Consider the following 14875-nt stretch of genomic DNA (forward strand, 5'->3'; position numbering starts at 1 on the left):
TTGAAAAGGTATACATTCGAGAATTCCAGGAGGTAAGAAGGATGACACTCAATATAGGAATTGTAGGCACCGGCTGGTTCTCTAAGGTGCATGCCGATTTGCTGTCAGGAATGGAGGATGTGAAGCTGCGGGCAGTCTGCGGCAGCAGCAAGCAAAAGGGCGAAGACATGGCTGGTCCCTACGGCGCTGAAGGGTACGGGGAAATTACAGAGATGCTGGATGCCCACAAGCTGGATGCCGTATATATTTGTGTGCCTCCGCAGTCGCATGGAGCCATTGAGCGGGCGCTGATCCGCAGGGAAATCCCCTTTTTTGTGGAGAAACCGCTGGGTTCGAGCACGGAGATTCCGGCCAGCCTGCTGCAGGATATCCAGGAGCATGGGCTGCTGACCTCGGTTGGCTACCACTTCCGGTATGAGGAGAATATCGCACGGCTGAAGCAATTACTCAGCGGCGACAAGGTAGGGATGATCGTGGGACAATGGATGGGCAGCATGCCGGGCGTTGCCTGGTGGCGCGACCAGGAGCAGTCCGGCGGACAATTTACCGAGCAGACCACCCATATTGTCGATCTGCTGCGTTATCTGGGCGGCGAGGTAACGGAGGTTTACGGCATGTTCGGCAACCGCATTATGCATGAGCAGCATGAAGGTGTTACGGTAGCCGATGTGGGCACGGTCTCGCTTAAGCTGGACAACGGTATTGTTGCGAATATCTCAAATACTTGTGTACTGCCGGGAGAGGTCGGACAAGTAGGTCTTAGCTTCTATAACGACAAGGGGCTGCTGGATTGGAATCCGGACCGGCTGATGGAGGTGCGCAGCGGCGACAGCAAGGAATACGTAAGTTCCGGCAATCCTTATGCAGCCGAGAGCGAGGCGTTCCTGCATGCGGTGCGGACCGGCGACCGTTCGCGTATTCTCAGCGATTACGAAGACGGCTATAAGACGCTGAAGGTAACCTGCGCTGCCTATGAATCCGCGAAAAGCGGATTGCCGGTGAAGCTATAGGGACAACGAACCAGCAGGTTCATATGCGAAAAAGAGACCAGACCGCTCTGGTGAGCGGTCTGGTCTTTGGCCCAAGCCGGGACGGCCTAGTGGAGGAAAACCGCGAGGAGAGCCGGCGCTAGTCCAATCGAGAGCAGGGCCGTCAGAATCATCGCGATACTGGAGATGGTGCCGGTCAGCGAACTCAGCTCGAAGGCTTTGGAGGTGCCCGTACCATGTGCGGCGGTTCCCAGCGATACACCGCGCGCAATTTCGTTGTCAATGCGGAAGAGGCGCAGCACGGAAGGCCCCATCAGCGTACCGAGCACTCCGGTTAAAATTACGAATACTGCCGTAATGCTCGGAACGCCCCCAATGCTTTGCGAGATGCTCATGGCGATCGGTGTGGTGACCGAACGAGGTACCAGGCTGGTTGCCAGATCGCCGCTCAGATGCATCCATTTAGCCAGCAGCATCGAGGAGAGCACAGCCATAACCGTCCCTGACAGCACGCCTGCCGCAATTTCGGCAGCATGTTTTTTCAGTACCTTGAAGTTTTTATGAAGAGGGATTGCAAAGGCAATGGTTGCCGGCTGCAGCAGATCCGTAAGCCATTTGCCTCCCGCATTGTAGGATTCATAGGGAATTCCTGTTAAGAGCAGAAAGCTGATAATCAGCAGCGGTGTGATGATAAGCGGTGAAGCATACATCTTGCTGCTGGAAGCATAGATTCGCTTGGCCAGCAGATACACAGCGACAGTCAATACAAGCAGCAACAGTCCAGTCATCATGATTCTCTACGCTCCTTTGCTTTTGATATAGCTCCCGTAAGCAGCCCTGAGCTGGCCATTACAGCGAAGGTACCGACAATCACAACCGCCAGCACCTGCAGGCCGTCTGATTCGAGCAGCTTGGAGTATTTCATAACACCTATAGCTGAAGGGATAAAGAACAGCAGCAGCTCGGCGAGCAGCCAGGAGGCTCCAGCTTCTACCCAGTTCAGACGGATGACTCCGGACTCCAGCAGCAGGAACAATAGGATCATGCCGATGATGCTTCCGGGAATGGGAATATGAAGGAATGGGGTTAATACATTAATGAGCATCGAGAACACGGTGAGTCCAGCTACCTGCAGCAAGCCTAGACCTAGCTTTTTCATAAGGCTTCGTTCCTTTCATGAAATAGAAGAACACTTCCGTTAACCTTCTATTTTTGAAAAAACGGAAGCCGCCTTCTTGCAGAGGACGGCGCGGCCGTTTTTCTTATTACTGAAAGTTTACATCCTTTTCTTTCATAGGTAAAATGAATAGATCGAATATGTAACATTCCACTCATCTATACATGGAGGCGAAAAAATTGGATATCCGGCAGCTGCAGTATTTCGTCCAGGTGGCCAGGCTAAACAGCTTTTCCAGAGCTGCGGAATCCCTGTATATCTCCCAGCCCACCATCAGCAAAATGATCCGCAATTTAGAGGTTGAGCTGGGGGCCGATCTCTTTTACCGTGAAGGAAAAAGCATCCGGCTGACAGATGCCGGAGAGATTCTGCTGACCAAAGCACAGAATATTGTGGAATCTTTCACGAGCCTGTCTTCGGAGCTGGACAGTCTGCGCAATCTGAAGCAGGGGCATATCCGCATCGGGCTGCCGCCTATGGTGGGGGCAAGCTTCTTCCCCGCAGTCATCGGTGAATTTCACCGCCGCTACCCGGATGTGACCATCCGTCTGCACGAAGATGGAGCCAAAAAAGTGGAGGATGACGTGGAAACCGGACTGCTCGATATCGGGGCCATCGTCCTGCCGGTGAATACAGCCATATTCCATTGCTTTACCTTTGTGGAAGAGAAGCTTGAGCTTCTGGTGCCGGCAGGCCACCGTTTGGCGGGCAGAGCCTCCGTGCCGCTGAGGGAATTGGCTGAAGAGGAGTTCGTGTTGTTCCGGGAGGATTTTGCGCTGCATGACCGGATTATTACGGAGTGTGTCAAGACGGGATTTCAGCCAAAGGTCGTATATGAGAGTTCGCAGTGGGATTTAATCAGCCGGATGGTGGAGGCAGGAATGGGGATTGCCCTGCTTCCGGAGAGAATCTGCCGGGACATGGACCGCACGCGGGTATCCGTGGTTCCGCTGACTGAGCCTGTAATCCCCTGGCAGCTGGGCATGATCTGGCGCAGAGACCGCTACTTGTCTTTTGCCGCACGCGAGTGGATTCATTTTGCCATGGGAGTATTGGGGGAGCGTTACCTCCCGCCTGGAGAAGCCGGACAGCCTGAATTGTGAAAATAGGTTTGGATGCTGATCGACATTTTTTTCTTTTTTTTCAAAATATGTTTTTTGGCATCATGACTTATGATAGAGGGGAAGTTGATCAGGAGAGAAGGTGAGTAACCGTGAACCTTTACCAGAATTCGTCCGCTGAACTTGGAAAAGAGTATAGAGAAGATGAGCTGTATATAACTATAGAGAGTCTTAGATCTGAACTGTTGGAGGTTGCACAGGAACGCAGTCTTAGCGACCATGCGGTCCTGGAGCTCAGTCAGCGGCTGGACGGTTATATCGTGCTTGCCCAGAACAAAATGATGGAAAGTCTGCGCAGCCGCAAGAACGCTGCTGCCGCTTACGGAAAGAAAACCAAGAGCCAGAGAATTCGCAATAATGCTGTGCTGCAGCAATAGCCTATCCTCGGACATAAACTTGTTACAAATAAAGGCCCCACTTTGTGGGGTCATTTTGTTGTACTTTCTATAGTCATCACCTATAATGTCAATTAATAGAAGGTTAATCTTGAAATTAACGGAGGAGGTGCCGGGTGGAGGCAAAGTTGACAACCATACGCTCAGAAATTGAGAAGCATCTTTCCCGCTCGGGCCATAATCTCGCTTCGTTTGCCAAGGTTTCCGGTCTGAACCGTGGCAGTCTCAGTGCGATTCTCCACGGGAATCCCCCTAAGCCAATGTCATTGGGACAGCTGGATGCGGTCACCAGAGCCTTTGGGTTTCCAGAAGGATGGCTCTATCCGCTGTATGTGGATGAATGCTTCAGCGAGGAGCGGATCTCCCGCCGGAGGATTGAACCATTTCTAATCCGCTGTGCCGAAATCGGCAAGCAGCATTGCATCGAAGATGCCCTGAACCGGATCATGGAGTACCCGAAGCCGCTGGGGATCTTGTATTCTGTGGCGGAGAAGCTTTTTGCAAACGGAAAGATTCAGGAATCCCTGGTATTTTATAAAATTATTGTAGACAACGAAATGGACAGTTATTCTGAACGCATGGCGATTTGCCAATACCGTATCTTCAAGTCGCTTGAATCGTTGGTGGACAAAGAAGAGCAGCTGCGCGCAGTCATAACCTTTGAGCCCTATCGCGGCCGTCTTCCGGAGAATATGCAGCTGGATGGCCTGCTTAAGCTGGCTAATGTCTGCTTCACACTGCAGAAGTGGAAGGATATGGGCAAGTACGCTGATGAGCTTAGGGCTCTGGCTAACGCCATTTACCGGCAAGAGCTGCGCAGAAAGAGCAACCGCAGGGGTGAAGAGTTGGACCTGTTCCGGCCATTGGTTCTATATTATGCACAAGGCTATTTACTCAAAGCAACTGCACTCACCAAGTTAGAAAGATATGAGGAAGCCAAAAAATACACTGCTGGATATGCCGATCTGAACTGGTTTGAAATTTTGGATGAAGAGGGACGGGAGGTTGTAAAAGACTTCAGCCTTTTTGCGGTAGCCAACGGTTTTACCCTTGAGATGCTGATAGGCAACAAGGCGGCGCTTCCGGCCTATTCCGCCTTCTTGGCCAACAACCCCGGTGAAATCCTGCCAGGGCTGGTAGTTATTGTTGAGTCCGCCAACCGATATGGTTTCTCTGTCGATAAGGTGTTGGCGCAGTTCTCCCGCGAAATGGTCCGCTTTGAGCAATTCATGGACCCGATCAATATTGACCGGTTATATCGCCTGCGCTACCAGATTTCAATGTACCTTCTGGACCGGGGGCAGTATAATCAAGGAGTAGAGACTATTCTGCAGTCTCTGCAATTGGCCATTCGGCTGAATGGTGCGGCCAGCATCATTGATTGTGTAACGCTATTTGAGACGTACAGGCATTTTGCAACCGAGCAGCAACAGAAGAAATATGGGGAAACCCTAAAGGAGCTGAGGAAAAATGAAGAAAACACTGTTAACGGCATTCAGCGTTCTGGCATTATTTAGCTTTATTCTGATCGGCCCGAGAGTACCTGCAGAAAATTCAGGATCAGCTGGTGGATCTTTTACGACAATGGAGCATGGAATAGGCTACTAAGATCCGAAGCAGATTGGACAAGCACCCATGACAGCCGCACCACAAAACCCCGCTTACTGGCGGGGTTTTTGTGTTTCCGGCATGTTTAGGCGATGTTCTTCATTCCGTAATAATTGATAACGCATTCAAGAATTGACAAAGCTTCTGGCCGGAAATATAATTAGGTATCCTAATTAATATAGTATTTAATAATTTGTATACCTAAATAAAATCGAGGTGGAAGCATTGGGATAAATCATGAAAATCCAGTCGCGCACAAGCTTTTTGCCGCACTCCGGCAGTTGCGTAAAACACACTGGCAGCACACGGTGGAAGGCCATAAGCCTAGTGAGATGACTTTATTAATAACTATCGCAAGACGTTCGCGTGAGGAGGACGAAGGGTTGAAGGTTTCCGAAATCAGCCGTTTCATGGGACTCACGCCTCCAACCGTTACGCAGCTTATTAACAGTCTTGAAGCCAAGCAAATGGTAGAAAGACTGCCGGATGCAAACGACCGGAGGGTTGTGCGTATCAAGCTGACGGAGCAGGGGGGAATAATTACCCGCAGGGCAAAAGAGCATATGAATGCAGCGCTTAACAGATTGGTGGATTATCTGGGTGAAGACGAGAGCAACCAGCTGGCAGAGCTGCTGCTGAAGGTGCACCGATTCATTGAGGATAATCCACCGCCCAATTTGGACCGGTTACAAATGAACGGAGATGAGAAACATGATTAAATTAATGAAACAATTGAAGCCCTTTAAGCTGGCTATCGCAGCCGTGCTGATTCTCGTATTTCTGCAGTCCATGGGCGATCTGTATCTTCCTACCCTGATGAGCGACATTGTCGACAAAGGGATTGTCCAGGGAGACCGCAGTTATATTTGGAGAATCGGCGGATTCATGCTGCTGGTTGCCGCCGGAGGAGCCCTATGCTCAATTATTGCCAGTTACCTGTCAGCAAAAATTGCCGCAGGCTTCGGTAAGAATACCCGCTCGCGGATGTTCAATCATGTAGAGAATTTCACCCTGCATGAATTCGACAAGCTGGGAACAGCATCGCTGATTACACGTACCACCAATGATATTACACAGGTACAAACCGTGCTTACTATGATGCTGCGCATGATGATCGGTGCGCCGATGATGATGATCGGCGGTATTATTATGGCTATATCGGAGGATGCCAAGCTTTCCCTGATTTTTGTTGTGGTAATTCCGCTGCTGGTGGGCGCGATTCTCTTCATCGGGATGAAGGGCCTCCCGCTGTTCAAGGCGATTCAGGTCAAGCTGGACAAATTGAACCGCGTGCTGCGCGAGCATCTGACAGGTATTCGCGTCATCCGTTCCTTCAACCGGATCAGTCATGAGAATGAACGGTTTACCGAAGCCAACAAAGATCTCACGGATACTGCCATCAAGGTCAACAAGATTATGGCCGGTCTGATGCCGCTGATGATGATTGTTATGAACTTTTCGATGATTGCCATTCTGTATTACGGCGGTATCCGGATCGGCGACGGGGATTTGCAGGTCGGCTCGCTGATGGCTTTTATTCAATATGCAATGCAGATTATGTTCTCCCTGATCATGGTATCCATGATGTTCGTATTGATTCCCCGGGCCTCTGCCTCCGCACTGCGGATTAATGAGGTGCTGGACATGATGCCTGAAATTACAGATCCGACCGCCGGACAGCTCCAGACTACAGCTGCAGCGACCCGTAAGGACGGCCGCGGCAATATGCACGGGTTCGTTGAGTTCGATAACGTATCCTTCTCTTATCCTGGTGCGGAACAGCCTGCATTGTCAGGAATCAGCTTCAGTGCCAAGCCCGGTGAGATCACAGCGATTATCGGCGGTACAGGTTCAGGCAAATCCACTCTGCTTAGCATGATTCCACGATTCTACGATGTCAGCGAAGGTGCAGTGCGTGTAGATGGAGTCGATGTGCGGGAGATGACACAGGAAGAGCTGCGGAGCAAGATTGGCTATATTCCGCAAAAAGCCGTGCTGTTCACGGGTACAATCAATGAGAATATCCGCTACGGCAAAGAAGAAGCCACAGAGGAAGAAATCATCCATGCGGCTAAGATCGCCCAGGCTTACGATTTCGTCTCCGCCATGAAAGACGGCTTCAATTCAGAAATTTCCCAGGGCGGGGGGAACGTCTCCGGCGGGCAGAAGCAGCGTCTTTCGATTGCCCGTGCGCTGGTAAGAAAACCGGAGGTATATTTGTTCGACGACAGCTTCTCTGCCCTGGACTTCAAGACCGACGCCAAACTGCGGGCTGCACTTAAGGGCGAAACCACGGAATCAACTGTAGTCATTGTAGCCCAGCGGGTCAGCACGGTCATGGATGCCGACCGGATAATTGTGCTTGATGAAGGACAGATTGCCGGCATGGGCACACACCGCGAGTTGATGGATAACAGTGAAGTGTACCGCGAGATCGTGTCCTCGCAGCTGTCAGAGGAGGAAATAGCATGAGCGAACAGAATAATGCAAGTAAACCGGCTCCCCGCCGGCATGGCGGATTCGGAGGCGGACGCGGCCCTGGTGGACCCGGCGGTCCGGGCATGGGGCTGCCTCCTGAGAAGGCCAAGGATTTTAAGGGGACGCTGCGCCGTCTAATCCGCTATCTGCGGCCCCGCCAGATGCAGCTCATTATTGTTTTTATTATGGCCATTGCCAGTACCGTATTTAGTATTTTCAGCCCTAAGATTATGGGTAAAGCCACGACCAAGTTGTTCGAAGGCGCTTTTGGCATGATGAAGGGTGTGCCTGGCGCTGCGATTGATTTTGGCTATATTAATGATATTCTGATTATTCTGGGCGCTTTGTATCTGCTCAGCTCATTGTTCAGTTATGTGCAGCAGTATGTAATGTCCGGTGTGGCGCAGAAGGTTGTTTTTGATATGCGTGAGCAGATCAACAGCAAGCTGGAGCGGCTGCCGCTGAAATATTTTGACTCCCGGACCCACGGGGAAATTCTCAGCCGGGCCACCAATGATGTGGACAATATCAGCACTACGCTGCAGCAGAGTTTGACACAGCTCATAACTTCTATCGTGACCATTATCGGTGTGATTATCATGATGCTGACCATTAGCCCTTGGCTTACTCTGATCACGATTATTACACTGCCGCTGAGCTTTGTGGTCATTATGGGCATCACCAAACGTTCCCAGACTTATTTTATCGGGCAGCAGAAATCTTTGGGCCAGTTGAACGGGCATGTTGAAGAAATGTACACCGGTCACCGCATTGTCAAAGCTTTTGGCCGCGAAAAGCACTCGCTGGGCGAGTTTGATAAAATCAATGACTCGCTTTACGATTCCGGCTGGCGGGCACAGTTCATTTCCGGTATTATCATGCCGCTGATGATGTTCATCGGGAACCTGGGTTATGTGCTGGTGTGTGTGGTTGGCGGTATTTTTGTCACCAAAAAAATTATTGATGTCGGGGACATTCAGGCATTTATCCAGTATTCGCGCCAATTCACCATGCCGATTACGCAAACGGCCAATATTGCCAACATTATTCAATCGACGATTGCTTCGGCAGAACGTGTATTTGAGCTTTTGGATGAAGAAGAGGAAGTTCCTGAAGTCAGTACGTCCCTGGCCAAACGCCCAGTGGATGCAGAAGAAGGCTCGGTTGAATTCCGTCATGTGAAATTCGGCTACAAGGAAGATGCTATTCTGATTGAAGACATGAACATTGAGGTCAGCCCCGGACAGACCATTGCCATTGTAGGGCCAACCGGTGCCGGCAAAACGACGCTGATCAACCTGCTGATGCGCTTCTATGAAATCAGCGGCGGGGAGATTATCATCGACGGTGTCAACATTACTGATATGAAGCGCAGTGAGCTGCGCAGCAAGTTCGGGATGGTGCTTCAGGATACCTGGCTGTTCAACGGAACCATCCGTGACAATATCGCCTATGGCCGCGAGGGTGCTACAGAAGCCGATGTGGTGCGGGCCGCCAAAGCTGCGCATGCCGATCATTTTATCCGTACACTGCCGCTTGGCTATAACACGATTCTGAACGAAGAAGCCTCCAACATTTCGCAGGGGCAGAAGCAGCTGCTCACTATTGCACGGGCAATTCTGGCGGACCCTTCCATCCTGATTCTCGATGAAGCGACAAGCAGCGTCGATACACGGACTGAAGTCCAAATCCAGAAGGCGATGAACACGCTGATGAAAGGCAGAACAAGCTTTGTCATCGCCCACCGTCTATCCACCATCCGTGACGCCGATTTGATTCTCGTTATGAACAAGGGCAGCGTCATTGAAAAAGGAACCCACGAGGAACTGCTGGAAGCTGGCGGATTCTATGCGGATCTGTACAACAGCCAGTTCTCCGATGAGGGTCTGCCGGATGTAGGTTAAAAGAATATAATGAATCCCAATGGATAGTTGCTCCTATGCGGCATACCGCCGCTTAAATAGTCCCCCTGTTCACAGCAGTCCGTACATGCTGTGGACAGGGGACTTTTTTTCATAATATAAGCCTCTTCGATTTCCCGCCGCTGATAATACAATCCGCAAGCAAACAGAAGCTGTTGCCTTGGAGTAGACTGCCTTGGGAGCTGTCGAGAAACAAAATCTGTTGCAGTTTGTGCATTAGATTGCCCTGGAAGCAGCCAGGATACGGAAGGGGCTGTCCCAAAAGCCATGTAATGGCTGCTTGGGATAGCTCCTTGTTTTTAAGGTAGGATCAACGTGAGTCCTTGGGTGGTCGCTCCGCGAACGGACCGTTGTTCCAATCGCTGTGGTCTCCAGATTGTTTCCATTCCCCTTAGCGGTGAAAATCCGGAGACAAGGCGACCGCTGCCGCTTTTCCACAATCGTTCCGTCCTCTCCGCTGCTTTTAAAGGAAAAAGTTTCTGTAATCCTTCTAAATTCACAAAAAAGAAATCGCCGCCGGACAAACGCTGCATTTCCGCAAAGAAAGCAAGGAAACGTTAGTGAGTGGATATGAAATCCGAAAACGTCATTACCGTAGCCAGAGCTGCGAGGGCTGCCCACTGAAGGAACGATGTACGAAAGCCGAAGGAAATCGAGAAGTGGTCGTCAGTTTGGAACGACTGCGGTACCAGAGTCAGGCTCGGGAGCAGCGATTCTCCAGTAACGGGAGAATCGCTGCTTTGCTCAATTTTTGTGGTTTTAAGAATGAAGAAAGCTATCACAGTCAAAGAAATCTACTTTTGGGACAGCCCCTTCTACATTTCTCCCATTGCCTCCGCTTCGCCCGCTGGTCATTAGGGATGAAGCTCTGTCCAGGAATAGCCTCCGTCCGCTGTGCTCCAGAGATATTCTTATGTTCAAAAGATTACACAAATGTGCAAACGATTGCTGTTACGGTCTTATCTATGAAAACTAATCATATCCATTTAATAAAAAATTAACATAAAATATGTTTACTATTGGTATATTTTATGGTATATTTATCCTGAATTTCATACTAAAAAAAAGGAGATGTCGTAAAATGTTCATCAAGATGAAGAAGAGTTTATCGATTTTGGTTGTGGCAGCTGTTTTTGTGCTAACGTTTGCACAATCTGTCTTTGCCAGTGACCAGCCTGTTCAACTGACTTCAGCCAATCTATATGTTTACAAGTTTGGATACGTTGGATTCAGCGGCAATATCGAAGTAAGCAACCTGGGCAACCCAAAAACTGTAACTATTCACTATACTCCTGGAGACGGTCAGTGGTATGATACGAACGCCTCCTATCAAGGCCCAACGGACTCCACGCATGAAAAATGGGGTTTTATAGTTTCCACCGATAACATAAACAATAATAATCCGCAGCTCACAAATGCCCAAACGATTCAATTTGCAATTAAGTATGAAGTCAATGGACAAACGTATTGGGACAATAACAACGGACAAAACTATTCCGTCAGCCGTTTTAATGAAAGTTCAACCATTCTTGGTAAACCGAACGTTTTTCGCGCTTACGATGATTTATATGAGAACACCTTCTCGGGAAGTGTATATGTCAAAAATTTAGTCCCCAGCAAAGAGGTTAAAATCAAATATACAACCGATAACTGGAATACAACCAGGGAAGGATTCGCCAGCTACTCCATACCGGCGAACTCCGATGGCAGCGTAGAAATCTGGGGTTTCAGCTTTAATAATATTGACCCAAGTGTTACGCAAATTCAGTACGCTATCTCCTACACCGCAAATGGACAAACGTATTGGGATAATAATTACGGGAACAACTACACAGTAAACCGCCATTAATACAGAAATATATACGTGAACTTAATGCTCTTCCCCTTGTTTAAAACGGACCTTTGGGGCTGTCCCAAAAGCCATGAATGGCTGCTTGGGACAGCCCCTTATTTTGGAGTAGGATCAACGTGAGCCCTTGGGTGGACGCTCCGCGAACGGACCGTTGTTCCAATCGCTGTTGTCCCCAGATTTTATTTATTCTCCTTAGCGGTGAAAATCCGTGGACAAAGGCGACCGCTACCGCTTTTCCACAATCGTTCCGTCCTCTCCGCTGTTTAAGCGGAAAAAGTTTCTTCAAATCTTTCTAAAATCACAAAAAGAAACCGTCCTTTGGTAAAATGGAGTTACCACACAACCATTTCAAAGGAGAGGTTCCGGACGGCAACGCCCCAACTTTCGCACAATGGACCAAAAACAGAAAGCAGCGATCCTCCAAAAACGGGAGAATCGCTGCTTTTTTAACATTTGAAGCTTTTGAGAAATTTGAGAATCTGACTCGTCAGTAGAATATCTACTTTTGGGACAGCCCCTTCTGTGAAAAATGGACTTTGGCCCCTAATTGCACAAATCAATTGCACCAAATACAGCAGAATGCGATTTTGCCGCAATATACAGGGATTCTGTTGCATAAAGTGCAAGCATAATCATAATGCCCTATATTGAACATGCTCCAGCCATACAAATTTCAGCGCTATGGTGTATTGCATAAGATTCTGCACTAACCCTAAGATCTTTGGCATATAAACCTAAGGATATCGCGATCTTTTGAAAAAAGGGTTTGATTAAAATTTTTAGGGTATATATGATAAGGGTATAAAAATGACCCACGGTTCATTTTGAGGCCGGAGGACACGAAGAGAGGATGAACGGAATGTCAGGCTACGGAAAATGGGTGGCAGGCAGCAAGACAAAGTGGGTTACCCTAATCGTCTGGATAGCGGTTGTGGGAGCACTCACCATGTTATGGCCTTCGGTGAATTCGCAGGAGCTGAACAATGCATCCAACCTGCCTGAAGATTTGCAGTCGGTGCGGGCTTCAGCCGTTGCTGAAAGGGAGTTTCCGGCTGGCAGCGGCGTCCCCGCCTTGCTCGTATGGCATAGGGAAGGCGGAATGTCTGGGGAGGATCTGGCTCATATCACCGCTGTGTACAGCAAGCTTGAGCAGCAGCCATTGGCACATCAGAACTATGTTCCGCCGCTCGGGAAGCTGCCGCCGCAGGCGCTTCAGGCTTCGTTGTCAGAGGATGGCAGCACACTGGTTACCCCGGTGCTTTTTGACAAGACGGCGGACAGCGGCCAGCTCGGTGAAGCATTAAAGGAAATGAAAAAAGTAATAAAAACAGAGACAGGCAGTGACCCTTCCACAGCGAAGACGGAGAGTAATGATCTAAGCCTCCGGGTATCCGGGCCGGTAGGGATCTCCGTTGATGCGACTGGACTGTTCCAGAATGCGGATGTCTCACTGCTGATCGCAACGGTCGTGCTGGTGCTTGTGTTCCTGCTGTTCATCTACCGCTCGCCGATTCTGGCCTTGATTCCACTGGTGGCGGTAGGCTTTGCCTATGGTGTTACCAGCCCTGTGCTCGGAAAAATGGCCCAGGAAGGCTGGATCACCGTAGACTCCCAGGCCATTTCCATTATGACCGTGCTGCTGTTCGGTGCGGGTACGGACTATTGCCTGTTCCTGATTTCCCGGTTCCGCCAGATGCTGAAGGTGGAGGAGCATAAGGGGCACGCATTACTGCGTGCAATCACACATTCTTCCGGCGCTATCGCCATGAGCGGATTTACAGTTGTGCTGGCGCTGTTTGCGCTGCTGCTGGCCAAATACGGTGCGTATCACCGGTTCGCCGTTCCGTTCAGCGTCTCGATTCTGATTATGGGGATAGCCAGCTTGACGCTGGTGCCTGCGCTGCTGGCGATTTTTGGCCGCACCTCCTTTTTCCCGTTTATTCCGCGTACTCCGCAGATGGAAGCCGACCGGGCCAAAGCGAAGGGCAAACCGGCACCGCAGCCCAAATCAACACGCAAAAAAGGGATCGGCAATCTCGTGGTTTCCCGCCCTTGGGTGATTGTAGGCATTACAGTGGTTCTCCTGGGGGTGCTCGCCACCTTTTCCAGCGGGATCAAGTTTACTTACGATATTCTCTCATCTTTTCCGGAGGATATGGAGTCGCGCGAGGGCTTTGACCTTATCGGCACCCAGTTCTCTCCCGGCGAGCTGGCTCCGGCCAAGCTGATGATTGATACGCAGGGTAAGGTGAACGGGGAGGATATCAAGGTTGTTCTCAGCGGTATTTCTTATATTGATACGGTGTCCGATCCCCAGCAGGGTGCGGTCAACCATAATATCCTCGGGTATGATGTAGAATTCACAAGCAATCCATATTCTCTGGAGGCCATGAGCCACATTCCGGCGCTTCAGGCATCCGTAGAACAGGCGCTGGCTGAATCGGGTCTGGACAACGCCAAGGATAGTGTGTGGATCAGCGGACAGACTGCGACCCAGTACGATACCAAAGAACTCGGGGAGAGAGATACGGCTCTGATTATTCCGGTCGTTATCGGGATGATTACCGTGCTGCTGCTGATCTATCTGCGTTCTGTGGTAGCGACGGTTTATCTGGTGGCAACCGTAATCCTGTCGTTCTTTTCAGCGCTTGGGCTGGGTTGGATTATTATTCATTATCTTATGGGAGCAGACGCCATTCAGGGCGCTATTCCGCTGTATTCCTTCGTGTTCCTGGTTGCACTGGGGGAGGACTACAACATCTTCATGATCTCGAACATCTGGAAAAAACGCAAAATTATGCCGCTGAAGCAGGCCATTGCTGAAGGAGTAAATGAGACCGGCTCGGTCATCACCTCCGCCGGGCTCATACTGGCCGGAACCTTTGCGGTGCTGGCCAGCCTGCCGATTCAAGTGCTGGTGCAGTTCGGCATTATCACCGCCATTGGGGTGCTGCTGGACACCTTCGTAGTCCGCCCTTTCCTGGTGCCGGCAATTACCGTACTCTTGGGCCGCTGGTCCTTCTGGCCGGGTAAGCATCAGGAGCAGGAGCGAGCGCTGTTAGTGAGCGAGGATTAATTTAGGGAGAGGGCCAATACAATAAAGAGGTGCGGACGGGCTGGGCGAGAACATGAGGAGTATTGAGCAGGGAGCTTCTCGACGTCCCCGTTGCTGTAATATGCGGCTGCTCATTAATATACAACAGGGATGCCCCGCTGTGCCGTATAGGTCAGCAGGGCATCCCTGTTTAGGTTAGGCAAGCAATCAACGGCAGTAATACCGCAATAAGCGGGCTATCTGGCGAAATGAAAGGTAAAAGTACCTTTGAATTCGTC

Annotated in this window: 11 protein-coding genes and 1 pseudogene; 10 read left to right on the top strand and 2 right to left on the bottom strand. The window is 50.2% G+C overall.

All coding sequences use genetic code 11. The features are described 5' to 3' along the window. Positions 1-41 precede the first annotated feature (41 nt). Positions 42-1010, top strand: coding sequence for a Gfo/Idh/MocA family protein (locus tag BLQ82_RS21980; RefSeq protein WP_062522605.1), 969 nt, complete (start codon positions 42-44; stop codon positions 1008-1010). A gap of 86 nt (positions 1011-1096) precedes the next feature. Here BLQ82_RS21980 and BLQ82_RS21985 read toward each other — a convergent pair whose 3' ends face one another. Together BLQ82_RS21985 and BLQ82_RS21990 are read right to left on the bottom strand one after the other, a co-directional pair. Next, the gene (locus BLQ82_RS21985) at positions 1097-1777 is read right to left on the bottom strand and encodes a CidB/LrgB family autolysis modulator (RefSeq protein ID WP_062522730.1); all 681 of its coding nucleotides are present in this window, start codon (positions 1775-1777) and stop codon (positions 1097-1099) included. Continuing rightward, the gene (locus BLQ82_RS21990; protein WP_062522601.1) at positions 1777-2148 is read right to left on the bottom strand and encodes a CidA/LrgA family protein; all 372 of its coding nucleotides are present in this window, start codon (positions 2146-2148) and stop codon (positions 1777-1779) included. The genes BLQ82_RS21985 and BLQ82_RS21990 overlap by 1 nt, the downstream gene beginning before the upstream one ends. A gap of 197 nt (positions 2149-2345) precedes the next feature. Here BLQ82_RS21990 and cidR point away from each other — a divergent pair, with 197 nt between their 5' ends. From cidR to BLQ82_RS22035, 9 genes and pseudogenes are all read left to right on the top strand, one after another. Beyond that, a complete protein-coding gene (gene cidR / locus BLQ82_RS21995) occupies positions 2346-3269 on the top strand; it encodes a cidABC operon transcriptional activator CidR (RefSeq protein ID WP_143013518.1) in 924 nt (307 codons plus the stop codon). Positions 3270-3379: 110 nt separating this feature from the next. Further along, positions 3380-3664 (top strand): aspartyl-phosphate phosphatase Spo0E family protein, encoded by a 285-nt coding sequence (locus BLQ82_RS33110; protein WP_062522597.1) that lies wholly within the window; start codon positions 3380-3382, stop codon positions 3662-3664. A gap of 134 nt (positions 3665-3798) precedes the next feature. Then, on the top strand, positions 3799-5199 hold the full coding sequence (locus BLQ82_RS22005) for a hypothetical protein (RefSeq protein WP_062522596.1): 1401 nt from the start codon (positions 3799-3801) through the stop codon (positions 5197-5199). A 423-nt stretch (positions 5200-5622) separates the two neighbouring features. After that, the gene (locus BLQ82_RS22010; RefSeq protein WP_082722624.1) at positions 5623-6009 is read left to right on the top strand and encodes a MarR family winged helix-turn-helix transcriptional regulator; all 387 of its coding nucleotides are present in this window, start codon (positions 5623-5625) and stop codon (positions 6007-6009) included. Beyond that, entirely contained in the window at positions 6002-7762 is a 1761-nt protein-coding gene (locus tag BLQ82_RS22015) for an ABC transporter ATP-binding protein (protein ID WP_062522592.1), read from the top strand. Before BLQ82_RS22010 ends, BLQ82_RS22015 begins: the two co-directional genes overlap by 8 nt. Beyond that, positions 7759-9672: an ABC transporter ATP-binding protein gene (locus tag BLQ82_RS22020; RefSeq protein WP_062522590.1), complete on the top strand. Its 1914-nt coding sequence runs from the start codon at positions 7759-7761 to the stop codon at positions 9670-9672. Before BLQ82_RS22015 ends, BLQ82_RS22020 begins: the two co-directional genes overlap by 4 nt. A 530-nt stretch (positions 9673-10202) precedes the next feature. Then, positions 10203-10418, top strand: a pseudogene (locus BLQ82_RS33235) (transposase); the annotation flags it as partial. Between the two features lie 353 nt (positions 10419-10771). Beyond that, on the top strand, positions 10772-11539 hold the full coding sequence (locus tag BLQ82_RS22030; protein WP_062522588.1) for a carbohydrate-binding protein: 768 nt from the start codon (positions 10772-10774) through the stop codon (positions 11537-11539). Between the two features lie 853 nt (positions 11540-12392). Next, entirely contained in the window at positions 12393-14618 is a 2226-nt protein-coding gene (locus BLQ82_RS22035; RefSeq protein WP_062522586.1) for an MMPL family transporter, read from the top strand. Positions 14619-14875 lie beyond the last annotated feature (257 nt).

This window comes from Paenibacillus jilunlii (genome assembly GCF_900102965.1).
GTDB lineage: Bacteria > Bacillota > Bacilli > Paenibacillales > Paenibacillaceae > Paenibacillus_AQ > Paenibacillus_AQ jilunlii.

Coding starts and splice junctions, on each gene's coding strand:
- BLQ82_RS21980 (WP_062522605.1), top strand. CDS start 42: ATGACACTCAATATAGGAATTGTAGGCACCGGCTGGTTCTCTAAGGTG.
- BLQ82_RS22010 (WP_082722624.1), top strand. CDS start 5,623: ATGACTTTATTAATAACTATCGCAAGACGTTCGCGTGAGGAGGACGAA.
- BLQ82_RS22030 (WP_062522588.1), top strand. CDS start 10,772: ATGTTCATCAAGATGAAGAAGAGTTTATCGATTTTGGTTGTGGCAGCT.
- BLQ82_RS21990 (WP_062522601.1), bottom strand. CDS start 2,148: ATGAAAAAGCTAGGTCTAGGCTTGCTGCAGGTAGCTGGACTCACCGTG.
- BLQ82_RS22015 (WP_062522592.1), top strand. CDS start 6,002: ATGATTAAATTAATGAAACAATTGAAGCCCTTTAAGCTGGCTATCGCA.
- BLQ82_RS22035 (WP_062522586.1), top strand. CDS start 12,393: ATGAACGGAATGTCAGGCTACGGAAAATGGGTGGCAGGCAGCAAGACA.
- BLQ82_RS21985 (WP_062522730.1), bottom strand. CDS start 1,777: ATGACTGGACTGTTGCTGCTTGTATTGACTGTCGCTGTGTATCTGCTG.
- BLQ82_RS22020 (WP_062522590.1), top strand. CDS start 7,759: ATGAGCGAACAGAATAATGCAAGTAAACCGGCTCCCCGCCGGCATGGC.